At 64.1% G+C, this 16,660-nt stretch carries 9 protein-coding genes; 3 read left to right on the plus strand and 6 right to left on the minus strand.

The annotated features are described in order from the left end of the window. Nucleotides 1-73: 73 nt before the first annotated feature. Nucleotides 74-1,222, minus strand: a complete 1,149-nt coding sequence (locus ACR4XW_RS15245) for a hypothetical protein (protein WP_434761429.1) — start codon at nt 1,220-1,222, stop codon at nt 74-76. A gap of 407 nt (nt 1,223-1,629) precedes the next feature. Here ACR4XW_RS15245 and ACR4XW_RS15250 point away from each other — a divergent pair, with 407 nt between their 5' ends. Continuing rightward, on the plus strand, nt 1,630-4,626 hold the full coding sequence (locus ACR4XW_RS15250; RefSeq protein WP_434761430.1) for a glycosyltransferase: 2,997 nt from the start codon (nt 1,630-1,632) through the stop codon (nt 4,624-4,626). Nucleotides 4,627-4,644: 18 nt separating this feature from the next. On the opposite strand, the gene ACR4XW_RS15255 is transcribed toward ACR4XW_RS15250, so the two are convergent. From ACR4XW_RS15255 to ACR4XW_RS15270, 4 genes are read right to left on the minus strand one after another with little or no spacing between them, the layout of a single operon-like run. Further along, nucleotides 4,645-5,820 carry a glycosyltransferase family protein gene (locus ACR4XW_RS15255; RefSeq protein ID WP_434761431.1) on the minus strand — a complete coding sequence of 392 codons (1,176 nt, stop codon included), beginning with the start codon at nt 5,818-5,820 and terminating at the stop codon, nt 4,645-4,647. 40 nt (nt 5,821-5,860) lie between these two features. Beyond that, nucleotides 5,861-8,641: an ABC transporter ATP-binding protein gene (locus ACR4XW_RS15260; protein ID WP_434761432.1), complete on the minus strand. Its 2,781-nt coding sequence runs from the start codon at nt 8,639-8,641 to the stop codon at nt 5,861-5,863. Then, a complete protein-coding gene (locus ACR4XW_RS15265) occupies nt 8,628-9,506 on the minus strand; it encodes an ABC transporter permease (protein WP_434761433.1) in 879 nt (292 codons plus the stop codon). The genes ACR4XW_RS15260 and ACR4XW_RS15265 overlap by 14 nt, the downstream gene beginning before the upstream one ends. A 6-nt stretch (nt 9,507-9,512) precedes the next feature. Continuing rightward, a complete protein-coding gene (locus ACR4XW_RS15270) occupies nt 9,513-11,111 on the minus strand; it encodes a glycosyltransferase family 4 protein (protein ID WP_434761434.1) in 1,599 nt (532 codons plus the stop codon). A gap of 282 nt (nt 11,112-11,393) precedes the next feature. On the opposite strand from ACR4XW_RS15270, the gene ACR4XW_RS15275 reads away from it, so the two are divergent. Both ACR4XW_RS15275 and wecC read left to right on the plus strand, forming a co-directional pair. Continuing rightward, nucleotides 11,394-13,259, plus strand: a complete 1,866-nt coding sequence (locus ACR4XW_RS15275; RefSeq protein ID WP_434761435.1) for a glycosyltransferase family protein — start codon at nt 11,394-11,396, stop codon at nt 13,257-13,259. Between the two features lie 493 nt (nt 13,260-13,752). After that, the gene (gene wecC, locus ACR4XW_RS15280) at nt 13,753-14,979 is read left to right on the plus strand and encodes a UDP-N-acetyl-D-mannosamine dehydrogenase (protein ID WP_434761436.1); all 1,227 of its coding nucleotides are present in this window, start codon (nt 13,753-13,755) and stop codon (nt 14,977-14,979) included. A 24-nt stretch (nt 14,980-15,003) separates the two neighbouring features. On the opposite strand, the gene wecB is transcribed toward wecC, so the two are convergent. Next, nucleotides 15,004-16,152, minus strand: coding sequence for a non-hydrolyzing UDP-N-acetylglucosamine 2-epimerase (gene wecB / locus ACR4XW_RS15285; protein WP_434761437.1), 1,149 nt, complete (start codon nt 16,150-16,152; stop codon nt 15,004-15,006). Nucleotides 16,153-16,660: the final 508 nt, after the last annotated feature.

The raw sequence follows: 16,660 nt of genomic DNA on the forward strand, positions 1-16,660 counted from the left end.
CAATCTGACCGGGATAATTCGGTGGGTTGAGGTGGCTGATTTTTGCCCAAAACCGGCATTCGAATCGTCCCTGTCAGCCGATGCTTGCGGGTCGTGCTTTCAAGAGCTTCAACACTGAGGCGATGCTCTGCCAATCCTTCTGCTCATAGGGGAGGATGTTGTGATGTGCCAGAGTGCGGTACCAATCACCGAGAACTCGGGGGTCCACCCCCACATATCGATGAGGGTTTACGCGAGTCAGAAAATCCAGATCGAGCGTGTCAATGACATCAAGCACGGCTTGGGGTAGCCCTCCGGGGTAAGTGCTGGCCACTCGATCCACTCCCAAGACTTGCATCGCGTACAGCGAGGATAAGTCGGACGGAAGCGAATTGCCCCACGGGAGACCTTGCGACCGCATCTTGACCTCGGGGAGGCCGAGTGGGAACCCGATGCTCGTTGCAACCGCAGTCAGCATCTGGTGCTTACGGAGGAACTTTTCTTCCGGCGGGTTGGCCACCGACATCAAGATGTCCGTCAACAACTGCGGATGGTTGTCGACCACTATGGCCATACTGGAAATCTCCGAAACTCCAACCAGAGGATTTGAAATCTTCATCTCGAGTTGATCAGCCGCCGCCATCCTCAAGCGAATCTGGTCGATACGCTCATGGTATTTCGCGATGTTTCCCGCTTGAATTGAGCCGAAAGAGTATGTTCCGATGTCCAGTTCGTCACGCATCAGAATGGACCCGATTCCCATGAAGCTCCAGTTATTTCTGTTCAGGCCCAAAGCTGTGAGATTCGTCTCGATAATGAATGGATCAAAACGCTGGTAGAAGGTCCGCTCGCGAGCGAAAAGACCACCGAAGTCGAGAGAAATCAGATGGGCCTGGGGAATCATGGCATGCGCCGCGAGGGAATCGAACCCGCCGGAGAAGTTCAAGGCCCATTGCGAACCCACTCTCCGACGATAGTCGGTCCCCGGGCGAGCGTTCACAGTGGCTCTCGTCCAGCTTTCGAACCCGGAGATCTGGCTCGGCCCGAGGGGTAGATCAATGGAGATGGACTTGTAGGCCTGGCCACATAGTGTAATCAAGGCCGCAGCTACTAAATCGGGCTTGGGAGTGAACGAGTACGGCAATCTGAAATAGAGCTCGTCCGTCTTGTCGTGAACAACCTCACATCGCAAGTAGCCATCGGAGCTTGTCTCGATATTCCGGAAGGAAATGGTCTCAGACACCGTAAACTCCTTTGTGGGAAAGCGCCGCATAATGAAGCTAGCATATTGATGAAAACTCGTGTCAAGCGCCGGGGAAGTTTCCAAATAACGACCGCGACGTGCGGGTCAGCTTGGGCTGGCGAGTCTGGCGTGCGTTCCGCTCCGGTGCAGGGGACGCCATGAGCCGCCGGTTGATCAGCCCCGGCCGGCGGACGAATTTGTGGTGCGCGGTGTTGGGTAACGCCCGGATTGGTAACGGGATATTGCTCGTTCCGGACGGAGTGGTCAACCCGGCGCGTCGCATAGAGGGGCTGCGCCGTGTGGGCGATTGCCGGTCTGTTCGGGCTGAACCACGACGAGTATCGACGTGGGTGAGGTCCACCCAGCGCGATAGGGTTGCCGAGGTAAGCTGCCCGGAGGAGTTGAGAGTGCCGCAAACGACGTCAGCGCCCGATCCCAGGTTCGCGATATCCGTCGTGATCCCTGTCTACCGCTCGGTGGCCACCATCGAACGGTGCCTGCAATCACTGCTCGACCAGACGCTCGACCCGGCCCGGTTCGAGATCATCACCATTCTGAACGGGCCCGAGGACGGCTCGCGAGAGCTGATTGAACGGCTGGCAGCGGCACACCCGGGGCACACGCTGCAGCGACTCGACAGCCCAGTGGCCAGCGCGGGCGCGGCGCGCAACGTGGGGTTGGATCACGTTCGCGGTGCGCACGTCACGTTCGTCGATGCCGACGATTGGGTGTCGAGGAACTACTTGGCAGAACTCCTCAAGGCCGCCGATAACATCTCGCTACCGGTAGCCGGATTGATCGACGTCGCCCCCGACGGCACCCAGAACACCGAGACCACGATCAACCGGTCGCTGACCGACTCGCATGGCAGATTGTTGGGCGGCACCGTGAGCCTGGCCGGGATCTCGGCGTGCAAGCTTCTCCCTTCGGCGTGGCTCAGCGACCACCGGTTCAACGAGACCCTCCGTAGCGGTGAGGATCTCGAGTTCATGGCCCGGGTGTTCGCGCCCTATGCGCGCAGGTACACCAGCGTGGTGACAGAGCCCTTTCACGCGGGTGCGCGATACTACCGAAGGCTGACCCCCAGCTCGGTGTCACGCCAATCCGCCGGGTACGAATTCGATGTCACCCAGCGGATTGAGGTATTGCGCGAGCTTCTCGGATCCGAAGCCGCATATCCCGATGAACAGTCGATGCTCACCGAGCTTCTGGTGAATGGACAGACGAACTTCATTCGTCGGCACATCGAGGCTTATCCAGAGGATCTCGACCGACTGCGGGACGACCTGGTGGCCAGTGGGCTTCCGGCCGACGTGGCCCCGATCGAATCCGGAGAGGTCTCACTCGACTACAGCGCCGCCTGGGCTCCGACCAAGGCGGCTAAGCCGCGCCAGTTCTTGGTGATGGCCGGGTCGGCCCGGAGCTTGAACCAGCTCTCCCGGGAGCTGCGGATCCTGCACAGCGCCGGGCACCGGGTGCGCCTCGCATACTTCAACGGCTCGTTGTCGAAACAGCTCAGCAAGTTCCCGAACCGACGCTTCGCGCTGTTGAACGAGCCGGTCACCGGGGGAAAGCAGGGCCGCTGGCAACGCCGGGCAGCACGCGTCAAGCGGCTCACCCGACGAGCCCTCCCCTTGCTGGTGCCCGCCTCGCTGGCATCCGGTGTCTTGCCCCGGGTCGATGGTGGTGCGCGGGAGTACTTGAAGCAAGGAACGGTGATTACTGCCGACCGCGAAGGGTCGACGCTGGCTCGCAAATTCGGTCTCACCCCTGCCGGGGGGGCCGAACTGCTCGATGCCTGGGTGCTGCATTCCATGGCCAGGGTCGCCATCGGAGCGAACAATCTCGTCAAGGCGGTGCCCGCAGCTGCGGAACGCCTCGCCAAGAACGATACGATTACGCCGCCCCCTCCGCCGGTTTGGAGCCAAGCCGCGTGGCGACTGGTACGCGTCGGGCAATCGGCTGCCGCGTCCACCGTGCTCGACGCCGCTGCGACAGTACATTCGACCATGGGCGAGCATGGGGCGGACGTGATCCGGGTGCTGGGAGCCATTCAGCAAGATGGGGTCGAGCCCGATTCGTTGATGCCTGCCGTTCGTGCGACGCTGGCTGCGGCCGACCAAGCGTGGGAGGTAGGGGAGACCAGTCGGGCAACCTTCCTTGGGTATCTCGTGCTGGATGTGCTCACCCACCCCGACCTACATGCCAGTGTTCCGGCACCCCCTCTGATGGACCCGGTTAACGATCGGATGGCCCCGTTCGAGCAGTCGTTGATCGGCCGACACCTCACCGCACCGCTTCCGGAGCGCATCGACGTCGGGTCAACCGGAAAAGTTGTTGACGGTGTCTTGATCCTGCCCGGCGCCTACCCGAAGTTCGCCGAACAGCTGTTGGATGCGTTGGGCGCCGACGTTCCCACCCGAGTCTTGTCACTGGCGTCGGCCGGACGACAGTTCACCGTGATGGGTTTGAATCCCATCGACGTCAGCGAACGCTTGGCCGTTGTCGGTGGGGAGACTGGGTTATCGCTGGCTGCCATCGACCTGATCAAGCAGCACCGGACGATTTTCGCCGACTGGGCCGACAGTGGGGCGATGGCGGCCTCGTGGTTCGTCGAACCCGGCACTCGGCTCTTCATCCGATTCCACGGAGTCGACTCGTTGAGCGGCAAACAGTTCTTGATCGACTGGTCGCGGGTCACCGACGTCGTGTTCGTCAGCGAGCACTTGCGCCGGACAGCGGTACAGGTGCTGGGCGAGCGGATCGCGCACTGTCGGCAGCACGTGATCGGCAACATGGTGAACTTCGACCGATTCGACCGGCCGGTCACCGACGACGCCCACCGCCGACTCGGCATGGTCGGGTGGGGGCAACGAGTGAAGGACCCGTTGTGGGCTGTCGAGGTGCTCGCGCACCTGGTCAAGCACGACCCCGCGTGGTCGTTGCGGCTGATAGGTAGTGACTTTCCGGTGGACACCATTCGCACCACCGAGAACGAATACGCCACACGCTTCAGGGAACGCATCCTTGAGCCGGATGTTTCCGGGCACATCGAGTTCATCGGCTACACCAAGGACCTGCCGACCCACCTGGCTGGTGTGGGATTCGCCGTCAGTTCGAGTCTGCGCGAATCGTTCCATGTAGGAGCGGTCGAAATGGTCGCCTCTACAGCTGTGCCGGTGATTCGCGACTGGCCGGTGTACGCCCGTCTTGGTGGGGCAGCGGATGTTTTCGGCGAGCACTGGGTGGTACAGACGCCGCAGGAAGCAGCGGAGCGCATTCTGCAGGTTGCTGAACGGGACGTGTGGCTCGAGACCGCCGAGCAAGCTGCCGCCGAGGCGCGCGCGCATTATGGCGGGGAAGGGATGGTCGAGCTGTATCGTGCGTTACTTCGGGACGCCTGAGCGGCCCTGCGAGGCACCTCAGTGCTCGCGGACGATGTCGGCCAGGGTCGCCTGAAGTGCGGTGAAGTGTTCGACCGGGCTGCGGTAGTCGATGCCGGGCTGGGCGGCCAGGGTGCTGCCTTCTTCGATCACGGCCCACACCTTGCTGGTGCTGCCCTTGTAGTCACTCCACTTCGAGGGCAGGAAGGGATTGACCGTCCCGCTGGGAGGTGTGACGGCGTCGTTGACCAGCAATACGTCCATCTTGTCGGCGAGGTTCAGAAACTCCAGGTAATCGACGAACGGGTTAACGCGTACTGCGTCCTCGATACCCAGTTTCGCGACTTCACCTTCGAGTTCTTCGGGCTTTGCTGTGAAGACGTGCAACGCCACCGCGTCGCGGATTCGGCGCGGGCTCCTGGCGATTGCGTCCAGGATGAGGCCGACGCCTCGGCTGACGTAGAAATTGCCGAAGTACCCGATGTTGACCCGGCTCGGGGGCAGTTCGTAGGCGCTGTGCACCATGTCGTAGAACTCACGGGGCAGGGTCGGGTGTGGGCTGACCCTGCTGCGCTCTTCGACCCGTCGCGCCAGGGACGGATCGGCACTGTGCTCGAGCATGAACCGTTGCTGCAGGTCGTTGGTGAAAATGAACTCGTCGGCCAGCGCGAAGGCCAGCACCTCGGCCCATTCGAAGGAGTTGTTGGAGGTGGGTGCGGCGAACCCCCGCGCTTCTACGCCGGCTGCCAACAGGTCGGGCAGCAGCCCCTTTCCCCAGGGGGCGCGCCGCACCGCACCGAGCACATCGTGCGAAAGCGGGTCGGAGAACTCGGCGACCCAGGGCAGATCGGGTCGGGCCAATTTGATCCGCGCGGCGAGCACGTGCGAGGCGGTGAACTGGGCGCGGCTGTAGAGCTTGTCGTAACTGTGGTCGGTTTCCCAGCGGCGAAAGACTCGGTAGCCCTCTTCGGTGTAATGAAAGATGGACGGCCAGGATGAAAACGCCGAAGGGGTGCGCAGGGGTACGAATCGGTCGACTTGTTCCCCGGCAATTTGGGTGAGTCCGGAATCGATCCTGCGAATAGAATCGAGAGCGTTCGCGATGACGTCGACCCGCCGTCCCGACTCACGCACCCGCTTGGCTGCCACGATGCCGGCAGTGTCGTTGTAGGGGGTGAACGCGTAGGACGCGACGAGCATGCGAGATTCTGGCATGGCATTCATCGTAACAACTGCGGCAGGGGCGAACTCTCCATCACTCGTGCTCCGGCACCAACTCGGCATGTACCCAGACCCGCACGCGCTCGACGTCAACAGCGACGTCGTCGCTGCCCCACAGTTGCAAGGCCAGGTTGGAGGGCGTGAACGGCTCGTCGCCGATCATTACGAACCGGGTCACGCCGTCGAATCGTTCGGTGCGCAGATAGTGGTAAAACTCCGCTGCGGGTTTCCCGAAACGGGTGATTCCACCCTCTTCGCGCAGGGTTGCGTTGTGGTCGGTGTCGATCAACAACAAGGCACCGCGAGCACGCTGCGGGTTCGCCGTTGCGCGCACTTCGATCTCCCACACCCGAGACGAGGCATCGCCCCACGCGTCCGGCAGAGGTAGCGGGTGCTCGGACAACGCACCGACTTCGACGAACTCGGCAACCGGGCGCAGGGTGGGGGGTTCGATACCTGGCAGCACCGGGGCGGTCCCCACCGCCAACAGGGCCCGCAGGCGGTGGGTCCAAGCCGCAACCAAGTCGGGTGTGAGCGCGGCGGGACTCGACACGGGCCCAGCCACCAATTCACCGGCCTCGAGCAGTTCGACGGAGTCGTTGCCCTCGGCGAGTTCCCGCCAGACTTGGTTGAACTCGCGCACCCGACTGACACTTGCATTCGGCCGATGGGGATGATCGGTGAATCGTTCACTCGGTAGCAATACCACCAGCTTGACACCGGCATGTCGGTCGATGAATGTCTGGGCGGTGCGTTGATAAAGCTCCAGCCCTGGAGCCCCCGCCCCCCAAATCCGATCGTCGCACTCCATCCCGGCCCAGTACGTGACGACGGGTGCGCCCGGAGTGTAAGAGCGGTCCAACGCGGTCTTCATCGATTCCTGTCCGGCCGCGTCCTGCACGTTCAGCGAGGCGGGTTGCAAAGCCAACGCCACCGCGCCGGTGTCCCGCCCGGCCAACACCCGAATATCGGGGGCGCCGGAGGGCTCGAGCCCGTACGCGGCGAGGATGGACGCCGCAGCGTCCTCTTCGGCGTTCACGAACCTCACCCACGGCGGTGCGCTGCCCACCGGGAACTCCGTCTGCTCGAAACCGGACTGACCCTGCAGGGCGGCAGCCACCCCTTCGGGAAGTCCCAAGCCCACCGCTGCGTCGGAGAACACGAAGTGTTGTAGCGTTCCCTTTCGCCGGTGGACCGAGACGAACCCCACCACCCCGTGGACTCCGAAATCGTCCCAAGCCATCACGGTGACGGCGCGGTTTCGGCGCAGATCACCGAGCCATTGGCTCACCTGACCGGCAGCGAAGTGTGAATCGGTGTAGTTGCCCGCACGAGCCCGCCGCACGAGCGTCTCCACCCTCGGGGCCAGATGCAGTCCCGCCAACCCGTCCAGCACGGTGAACTTCACGCCGTGTCGGCCCAGGAACGTCGTCTCGCCCGAACGCGAGCGGCGCTGGGCATGATGACGCCGGACGAGGGCCCGGGTTGCCTCGACCGGAGCGGTATCGGATCCTTCATAGCGGCGGATGACCTGTTGCAAGTAGTGGAAGGTCGCCGGATCATTCGAGTTCTTCGTCCGGATGCCGGGGAGCCCGTTCTCGACCGAAGACAGCACGACCTCGTCGGCGTCGATCAGCACGGTGTGCGCCGGGTCGATCGACAGATACGACAACATCTCGGGCAGGGCGACCGCCAACGGTTCGTCGGCCATGTCAAAGTACACACAGTTCTCTTGCAAGCCGGTCGACTTGAGCTGGACGATGTCCTCGGCGGCGAAGGCGCCGTGCACGCAAGCCAGGTTTACCACCCCACTGTTGCTCAGCGACTCGAACAGTTCCGCGTGACGTTGTGGGGATGTGGCCGCTGTGCCCCGCCCCCACAGCGAACTACCCGGGCCCCACACCACCGTTGTGATCACCCGCTCTTCGTCGGTGTCGACCGGTATCACCTTGAGGTTCGCCCCCGGTTCCGGCGTCGGTTCGCTGGGTAGGGTGCCGGCGAGTTGTTCGGGCTGTTGTTCGCTGAGGGGGGGCGGCACGCGTCCGGACGCGTATTCGGCCACGACATCTCCGGCCGGGCCGTCCATCACCAGATGCCCATGGTCGAGCCAGAGCGCGCGCTGACACATGTCGGTGATCGTGCTGTTGGAATGCGACACCAGGAAGACGGTGCTGGCGCCGGCGAGGATCTCGTTGATCTTGTCCATCGAGCGTTGCCGGAAGGCCGCGTCACCGGTGGCCAGGGCTTCGTCGATCATCAGAATTTCGGGGCGAACCGCAGTCGAAATCGCGAAACGCAGGCGGGCGCCCTGACCCGAGGAGTAGGTCGCCATCGGTCGGCCGATCGCCTCACCGATGTCGGCCAGTTCGACGATCTCGTCGTAGCGTTCGCGCACCTGCTCGCGGGTCAGGCCCAGCGCCTGACCACCGATGTAGACGTTGCGTTCGCCGCTGAGCTGGTTCAACAACACGGCATTCACCCCGAGCAGCGATGGTTCACCATGTAGCCAGATGTGACCGTTGGTCGGCGGCACCAAACCCGCCAGTGCACGCAACAGTGTCGACTTTCCCGACCCGTTGTGCCCGATGATCCCGATCGATTCGCCGCGGTGGGCGATGAACGAGACGTCCTTGACCGCGTGCACATAGCTGACGTTGCCGATCTGACGTTGCGGGGTGATCAGCCGGCGCAGCCCCTGGCGCTCACCCTGACCGGACGCGTTGCCGCGGCGTTTGCCGCCGAAGACCTCGTAGGTGACGTCGACGTGCCAGGCGATCACCGCCGGGTCGGACGTCTTCGGATCAGCCTCGGCCATAACGTGCCTCATCGCGCCAGAACACCCACAGGCCCACCACCGGCAGCACGATCGCCCAAGCGATCGAGACCAGCCAGGGCGTCCACGACAGTTCGAACTCACCCATCAACGCCTGCCGGGCAATTGTCAGCTGCAGGGCCAAGGGCTGGTTGTCCAGGATCGCCCCGACCACCGGCCAGTTCGCGGTCATCGCCGAAATGCTGAAGAACACCCCCGAGACATATCGACCGAGCCGCACCGCCACCGGAATCAGGTTCCACACGTCGGCGCTGGCGTTGACGATCCGGGCCAGAATCAGCACCATCCCAGCCTGCATCAGGCCTTGCAACACGATCGCCACCGGAAACAGCAGCCAGGACCACATCGGGCGTTCGCCGGTCAGCGGCAGCACCACAACCAGCACCAGCAAGCCCGGCAGCAGCGCCAACACCTCGGTCAGGACCACGGCCAACGGCAGCAGAGCGCGCGGAAAGTGCAGTGCTCTGACGAGGCCGGTGTTGCCGACGATCGCCCGTGAGCCCGAGGTCAACGTCGACGCAGAGAGCCCGAAGAGCACCACGCCGATCGCGAGGTAACCGACGAAGTTGTCGATGCCGCGTCCGGTGCGCAACAACAGGCCGAAGATGAACAGGTAGGTAGCGATCAGCAGCAACGGGTTGATGAAGGCCCAGAGCTGACCGAACCGCTGGCCCTCGTTCTTGGCCAGGCTGCGCGCCGATGACAACGTCCACAGGAACGAACGCCGTTGCCACAAGTCACGTATATAGGCGCCGAACGGGGGGCGGTGACCGACCTGGCGCATGCCTGCGGTCTTGGCGATCTTCGATACTTCCGACAGTGAGAGGTCGGCGATGTTGTGGTCCAACTGAACCTACCCGTCCTCTCTGCCCTCGCCGCAGTGCTCGGGGGCCGACGTGTTGCCGAATGCGGCGGCGTAGATGTCGTCATAGCGGCGTGCCATGTGCGCCCAGGTGCGGGCGGTGAGGATCCACTCCCTTCCGGCACGGCCAGCGTCGACCAACCTCAGGGGATCATACAAGCGTCTGTGCAGTTCGGCCGCCCACTTCGGAGCGGCGTCGACCTCCACGATCCAGCCCATGTCGGGCACCTCGGTGAGAAGTTCCTTGAGCGGGGGCAGGTCGCTCATGATCAGCGGTACTCCGGTGGCCAACGCCTCCAACGGTTTCATCGGCGGCACCACCCGGGTCACCGGAGTGTGGTGTCGCGGCACGCAGAACAGGTCCATTGCCGCGATATGGGCGCGCACGCAGTGGTGGGGGACGCGTCCGGTGAAGTGGGCCCGCACCCCCTGCTTGCGGGCCAATAACTCGAGCCGGTGCCGATCGGGTCCGTCCCCGACCACCAGCAACAACACGTCAGGGTCGGCCAGGACGGCCAACGCGTTGATGACCGTGTCGAGCCCCTCGTACCGGTTGAGTGTGCCGGCCAGGCCCACGATCCGGGCGTCGTCGGGTAGCTTCAACTGTGCTCGTGCACGGCTCCGGTCGGGCGGGTCATCGAGGAAAGCGGACCCCACCGCATTGGGCACCAGATGCACCTTGTGGGGTGGGATGCCGCGGGATACGATCTCGTCGCGCATGGTCGCGGACAGGGTTACCACCACGTCGGCCTCGCGCATGCACTGTGTTTCGGCCTGCCGGGTGAGCCGGTAGCGCTCGGAACCGACGCTGCCGCCATGGGAGCGCCACGTCTCTTCCAGGAAACCGCGAACCTCGTAGACGACAGGAACGCCGAGCCGACGACCCGTCGCGATGGCCACTTGGGCGTTGTCGTGCTTGGAATGGGCGTGCACGATCTGCGGTTGCAACCGGCGCAACAACGTCACTGACTCATCGACCGCCATGTTCAGGCGCTCGTCGGCCGAGATCGACAGTGGACGGTGGGGCAGCAGCCGGTGGTACGTCACCCCGTCGAGGTCGATCGTCCGGGCCGCGGTCAGGTGCCCTTGATCGACTGGGAAACCGATCCGTGAGATCACGTCGACCTGCAACCCAGCCCGTCGCTGGGCATCGGTGATTCCCTTGGTGCGCAGGGTGTAGCCGGTTTGGGCCTCGGGCAGGGCCGTGGTGACGAAGTGGCAGGTTCGTTGTACCGGGAGAGCGACGGTCAATTTTTCGATGGGGCGATCGGTACGCGTAGCCGGATTGAGCACCCGTAGGTCCCCTTCGACCACCTGGGCCAGCGCCGACCGGTGGTTACTCAGGGCGCGCAAGGCAGCAGAGTATTCGCCTTCTTCGGCCAACATGCGGGCACGTGTGGGGTCACTGAGTTCGTCGGTACCCTCGGCGATCTCGCGGGCCAGATCTTGACGATGCAGCACTACCGCGGCGTCGACCGCTCGTCCGGGATTGCTTGCGGTAGCTGCCTCTCTCAGCAGTTCGGCGGCGCGGGTGTGTCGGCCACCGGCTGCCTCGGCGAGTGCCGCGGTGGGGCGGTCGACCTGAACCAACAACGAAGTGGCTACGCGACGGACCGGCGCGGGCAGAGCCCTCAGCCCGGCCGAGACGAGTGCCGCGGTGCCCTGAACCCGAAACTTTCGGCCTACCGAGATGAAGATCACCAGGTTCCTGGTCGCAGCACGCAATCGCCGCAGCGCTCGGGGAAGCCGAGTTTCCGCACGAGAAGCCATGGAATTGACATTACTGGCCCGAGGCGACTTGCGCTCGTCGGCGCCGCCAGGCGACTCCGGTATCGTGACAGGAGTTCGACACGTGGACAGAGGGGTTATTCGGTGGAACTCAACCGGCTGGGTGGTCTGGCGAAACTGCCTTTCAGTTCCCACGGTCGGCGGCGGTTGGTTTCCGGCGTGCGCAACCGTGGCAAGAAGACCCTCACGAAGGTGCGCAAACGATTCGTCCGTACTCGCGTGGCACTGCCCGGTGTCGGGCTGCCGCACGGGCCGATCGCCCGTCCGGAGTTGCGGGTTGCGGTGATCCTGGATGATTTCTCGCGGTTGGGCTTCCACTACGAATGGGATCAGGTGCTGATCACCCCCGATGGATGGCGGGCCGAACTCGAAGCCGAGTTGCCCGACCTGTTGTTCGTCGAATCGGCTTGGCGCGGCAACCAAGGCGCGTGGCAGTTCGCGTTGACCGGCCAGAACGCGCCGGCCCCGGCCCTCATCGAACTGGTCACCTGGTGCCGGGAGCATGGGGTGCCGACCGTGTTCTGGAACAAGGAAGACCCACCCAACTATGACCGGTTCATTGCCACCGCCAGGCTGTTCGAGCACGTCTTCACCGTCGATGCAAACCGCATCGAGCGGTACCGCCACGACCTGGGGCACGATCGGATTCACCTGTTGCCGTTCTGGGCCCAGCCGCGGATTCACAATCCGATTCGGCACGGGGCGAAGGCGCCCGAGCGGCCCTACGAAGTGGCGTTCGCCGGTAGCTACTTCGCCGAGAAGCACGCCGAGCGACGCCGTCAACTCGACGTGCTGTTGCCAGCGGCCGCCGACCATGGGCTGCACATCTTCTCGCGCATGCAAGCCGAAGACCCGCGCTACCGGTTCCCGCAGCGGTACGTCCCGTACATCGTCGGGTCACTTCCGTACGAAGAGATGCTGGCGGCCTACACGTCCTACAAGGTGTTCCTCAACGTCAACTCGGTTACTGAGTCGCCCACCATGTGCGCCCGTCGCCTGTTCGAGTTGTCGGCGGCCCAAACTGCGGTGTTGAGCGGCCCTGCGGCCTCGATCGAACCGTTCTTCGGCGACGACATCACGGTGGTGGATACGCCCGAACAGGCGAAAGAAGCCCTGCACAACCTGCTCGCCCATCACGAACTGCGCGACCGGCAAGCTTTGCGCGCCCACCGACGGGTGCACGACCGGCACCTCACCACCCACCGGGTCGACACAGTGCTGGGGGCGGTCGGGCTGCCCACCCACCGGCCCGACGAATCGGTATCCGCCGTGATTCCCACCATGCGCCCCGACCAACTCGCCAACGTGTGGCAGTTCTTGCATCGGCAGAGCCACCCCGAGGTGCAGCTCGTGCTGGTCACCCACGGGTTCGAACCGGGACGGGACCAGCTCGATGAGCTGCAGGGACGCTGGCCACTCGACAACGTCGAGGTGCTGCCCGCCGATAGCGCACTGCTGCTGGGCGACCTGATGAACATGGGCGTCGAGGCATCGTCGGGGCGGTTCGTCGCGAAGATGGACGACGACAACTACTACGCCGAGCACTACTTGGGTGACCTCGTTCGGGCCTTCCGCTGGACCGACGCGCAGGTCGTGGGTAAATGGGCCCATTACGTCCACATCGGTGATGACTTCGGGCCCACCTTGTTGAGGTTTGCCGACTCCGAGCATCGCTACGTTCGTCTGGTGCAGGGCGGTACGATCCTGACCCCCCGCGAGGTTGCCGAGGAGGTGCGATTCGAGCAGGTTCCCCGCCGGGTCGACACCACATTTCTCGACAAGATCCATGCCCGCGGCGGGCGGGTGTATTCCAGTGATCGGTTCAACTTCATCAGCACCCGCACCAGTGATGCCACGGGGCATACTTGGGGCGTGAGCACAGCGCATCTGTTGTCCCACTCGTCCATCCTCGAGTTCTACGGCCCCGCTGAGGCGCACGTCACCTGCTGACGGTTTCTTCCTGTCGTGTCGTCGCTGTGACTCCGACCTCGTCAGGTCGACACCCGAAGGTGCGCCACGCCACAAGGCGTCCCGGCCATGCATTCCAGGTGGCATTGGTGGTTGGGAGACGACATGGCCCGGGAAACCGCTTCATCGCGCAAACGCCGACATCGTTGGTTGGCGTCGGGCTGGCACTCGCTTTGGCACTGCGACGCAGGCCGAACAGGAAGCCGGCCCGGTCACACCGCCCACCATCCCCATCGTCGAGGGCAGAACTCGCCCGACGGGCACCCCGGCAACGCTGCGCAGCAAGTTCGACACCGACGAGGCGCTTTTCTGCGTGGCGCGGTGTAGCTCGCGAGCCAATCGCGTTGGTCGAGTACCCCGAAACTGACCACTGCCGCAGTTCGATGCAGGGTGCCGAAGCGCGCTGAGCTAAACTCGTCGCGATTTCAGTGCCGGCATGCTGCCAGCAGCAGCGTTGTTTCAGGAGTTCGGAGTTTTGACCAAAGCAGATGTCTGCGTTGTGGGCCTCGGCTATATCGGGTTGCCCACCGCCGCAATCTTCGCCCGGCACGGACTGCACGTCCACGGTGTGGACGTCAGCGAGCGGGTGGTCGGTGCGGTCAACCGCGGCCGAGTACCTTTCGTGGAGCCGGATCTCGGTGGGTTCGTCTCCGAAGCGGTGCGGAACGGCAACCTAGTGGCCTCCGATACCCCAGTGTCGGCCGAGACATTCATCGTCGCGGTGCCGACCCCGTTCCGTGAGGGGCACGAGGCAGACCTGAGCTATATCGAGGACGCCGCTCGCGCTGTGGCCAAGGTACTCACCGGCGATGAACTGATCATTCTGGAATCGACCTCCCCGCCCGGAGCCACCCACCACATGGCCGATGTCGTGTTCGCCGAGCGCGCCGATCTGCAGGACGCCGACCTCAAGTTCGCGCACTGCCCGGAGCGGGTGCTACCGGGCAAGGTGATGACCGAACTGGTCGAGAACGACCGGATCATCGGTGGCATCACCCTCGAAGCCGCCGAAGCGGCCCGCGACTTGTATCGGGTGTTTTGCCGGGGTGAGCTCTTGCTCACCAACGCGATCACCGCTGAGATGGCCAAGCTCACCGAGAACAGCTTCCGGGACGTCAACATTGCGTTCGCCAACGAACTGTCGGTGATCTGCGATCGGCTCGGCATCGACGTGTGGGAACTCATCGAGCTGGCCAACCACCACCCGCGGGTGAACATCCTGCAACCCGGTCCCGGGGTGGGCGGGCACTGCATCGCGGTCGACCCGTGGTTCATCGTCGCCGCTGCACCTGAGGAAGCTCGCCTGATTCGCACCGCGCGCACGGTGAACGACGACAAACCCGGCTACGTGATCGAGCGTGTCGAAGCCGCGGTCGGTGACATCGAGACGCCCAAGGTGGCAATGCTCGGCTTGGCGTTCAAGCCGAACATCGATGACCTGCGCGAGTCGCCGGCCCTCGAGATCACCAAGCAGGTTGCCCAGGCCCACCCCGAGTGGCAGATTCTGGCGGTGGAGCCGAACATCGAAGAACTGCCTCCGGTGCTGGCCAACTACCGCAACGTGTCCCTCACCGGAACCGACGCGGCCCTCGAACAAGCCGACGTGGTCGTAGTTTTGGTCGATCACACCCCGTTCAAGGCCATCGCGGCCGACCGGGTCGCCGACCTGACGGTGGTCGACACCAAGGGCCTGTGGCGCTGAGTCATCCCGCGCCCGGCCCGGCGCCTAATCGGCGGTGAAGTCGGGCAGTCGCTCGCCAACTCCCAACAGTTGGGCGATTGCCGCGGCACTGCGCTCGGCAGCCTGTCCGTCACCGTAAGGGTTGATCGCGTGACTCATGGCCGCATAGGCCTGCGGGTCGTTCAGTAGCGTGCGTGACTCGTCCACGATCCGCTGTTGCTCGGTGCCGATCAGCTTCACCGTGCCGGCCGCGACGGCCTCGGGGCGTTCGGTGTTCTCACGCAACACCAGCACCGGACGTCCCAGGCTGGGTGCTTCTTCCTGCACCCCGCCGGAGTCGCTCAGGATGATGTCGGCCCACTTCTGGGCATGCACGAACTCGGGGTAGTCGAGCGGTTCGGTGATGATCACATTGTCGAGGTCGGCCAAGTGCACCCGCAGGTCGTTGCGTACGTCCTCGTTCATGTGTGCCGGCAACACGAACGACCGGTCCGGGTAATGACGGGACAGCTCGGCCACTGCGGCGCCGATCCGAATCATCGGTTCGCCCCAGTTTTCGCGCCGGTGGGCGGTTATCAGCACCGCCTTGCGGCCGGCGGCGACGGCATCTCGCAGCCGGGGGTCGCTGAACTCCACTTCGTGTTGGGTCGTCCACCGCAGGGCATCGATGACGGTGTTGCCCACGACGGCCACGATCTCGGGGTCGATTCCCTCGCGCAGCAGGTTGTCGCGGGACTCAACGGTTGGGGCGAGGTGCAGCGCGGCCACCTGCCCGGTCAGCTTGCGGTTGGCCTCTTCGGGGTAGGGCGACATGATGTTGCCCGAGCGCAGGCCGGCTTCGAGGTGTACCACCGGCACCTTCTCGTAAAAGCAGGCGATCGCGGTCATCGCCACGGTCGAGGTGTCACCCTGCACCACCACCGCATCAGGCTGGAACTGGGCCAGCACTCCGGGCATCTTGTCGAGAATCCGCGAGGCGAGCTGGGAGAGGCTCTGCCCCGGGCGCAACAACTCCAGGTCGATGTCGGGTTCGATGCCGAACCAGGCATTCACCTGGTCGAGCATCTCGCGGTGCTGGCCGGTGCTCACCACTACCGGGGTCAGGCTCGGAGCGGCCTCGAGTGCCTTGATGAGGGGGGCTACTTTTACTGCTTCGGGACGGGTCCCGTAGACGACCATTACTCTTTTCTTCAAGACTGCTCCTCGCCTAGATGTCTCACCTCCGACCCTATCGGCTCGGATTTCGTCGACCACGCACGACCTGTGAGAGCCGTCAGACCACCCTGCTGCAGTGTGCGCACGTTGGGGTCACCGCGAGTGGGTCAGACCAGCGAGTCGAGGTCGTTCGAGTTCTTCCTGGGGCAAGGTCGCCATCCTGCAGCGTGACACCGGCCGGTGCCCTGGGCCCGCTGCTGCAATCAGCCCAATTCTCGTGTCGTTGGTACCCCAATATCGCCTGGCACGCCAGAACCGGGCGGTTTGCGGCCGGGACCCGCCCTCCCGTAGATGCAACCCGTACTCGTTCCTGCGGCACGTAGTTCATGCCGCAGGAACGGGTACGGGTTGCATGTGGAGGTGAGGGGGCCCACCGAGCCCGAGAGTGTGTCTACCGGCTCTGCATTCGGCCGGGTATCGAGAGACGGTCCGGGGTACCGAGAATCGGGCCCCGGGGTGCCGAGAGAGCCGGGGCCGCCGGGACTGG

The sequence above is a fragment of the Pseudenemella bisphenolivorans genome (genome assembly GCF_051133435.1).
In the GTDB taxonomy this organism is placed as follows: domain Bacteria; phylum Actinomycetota; class Actinomycetes; order Propionibacteriales; family Propionibacteriaceae; genus JAAYAO01.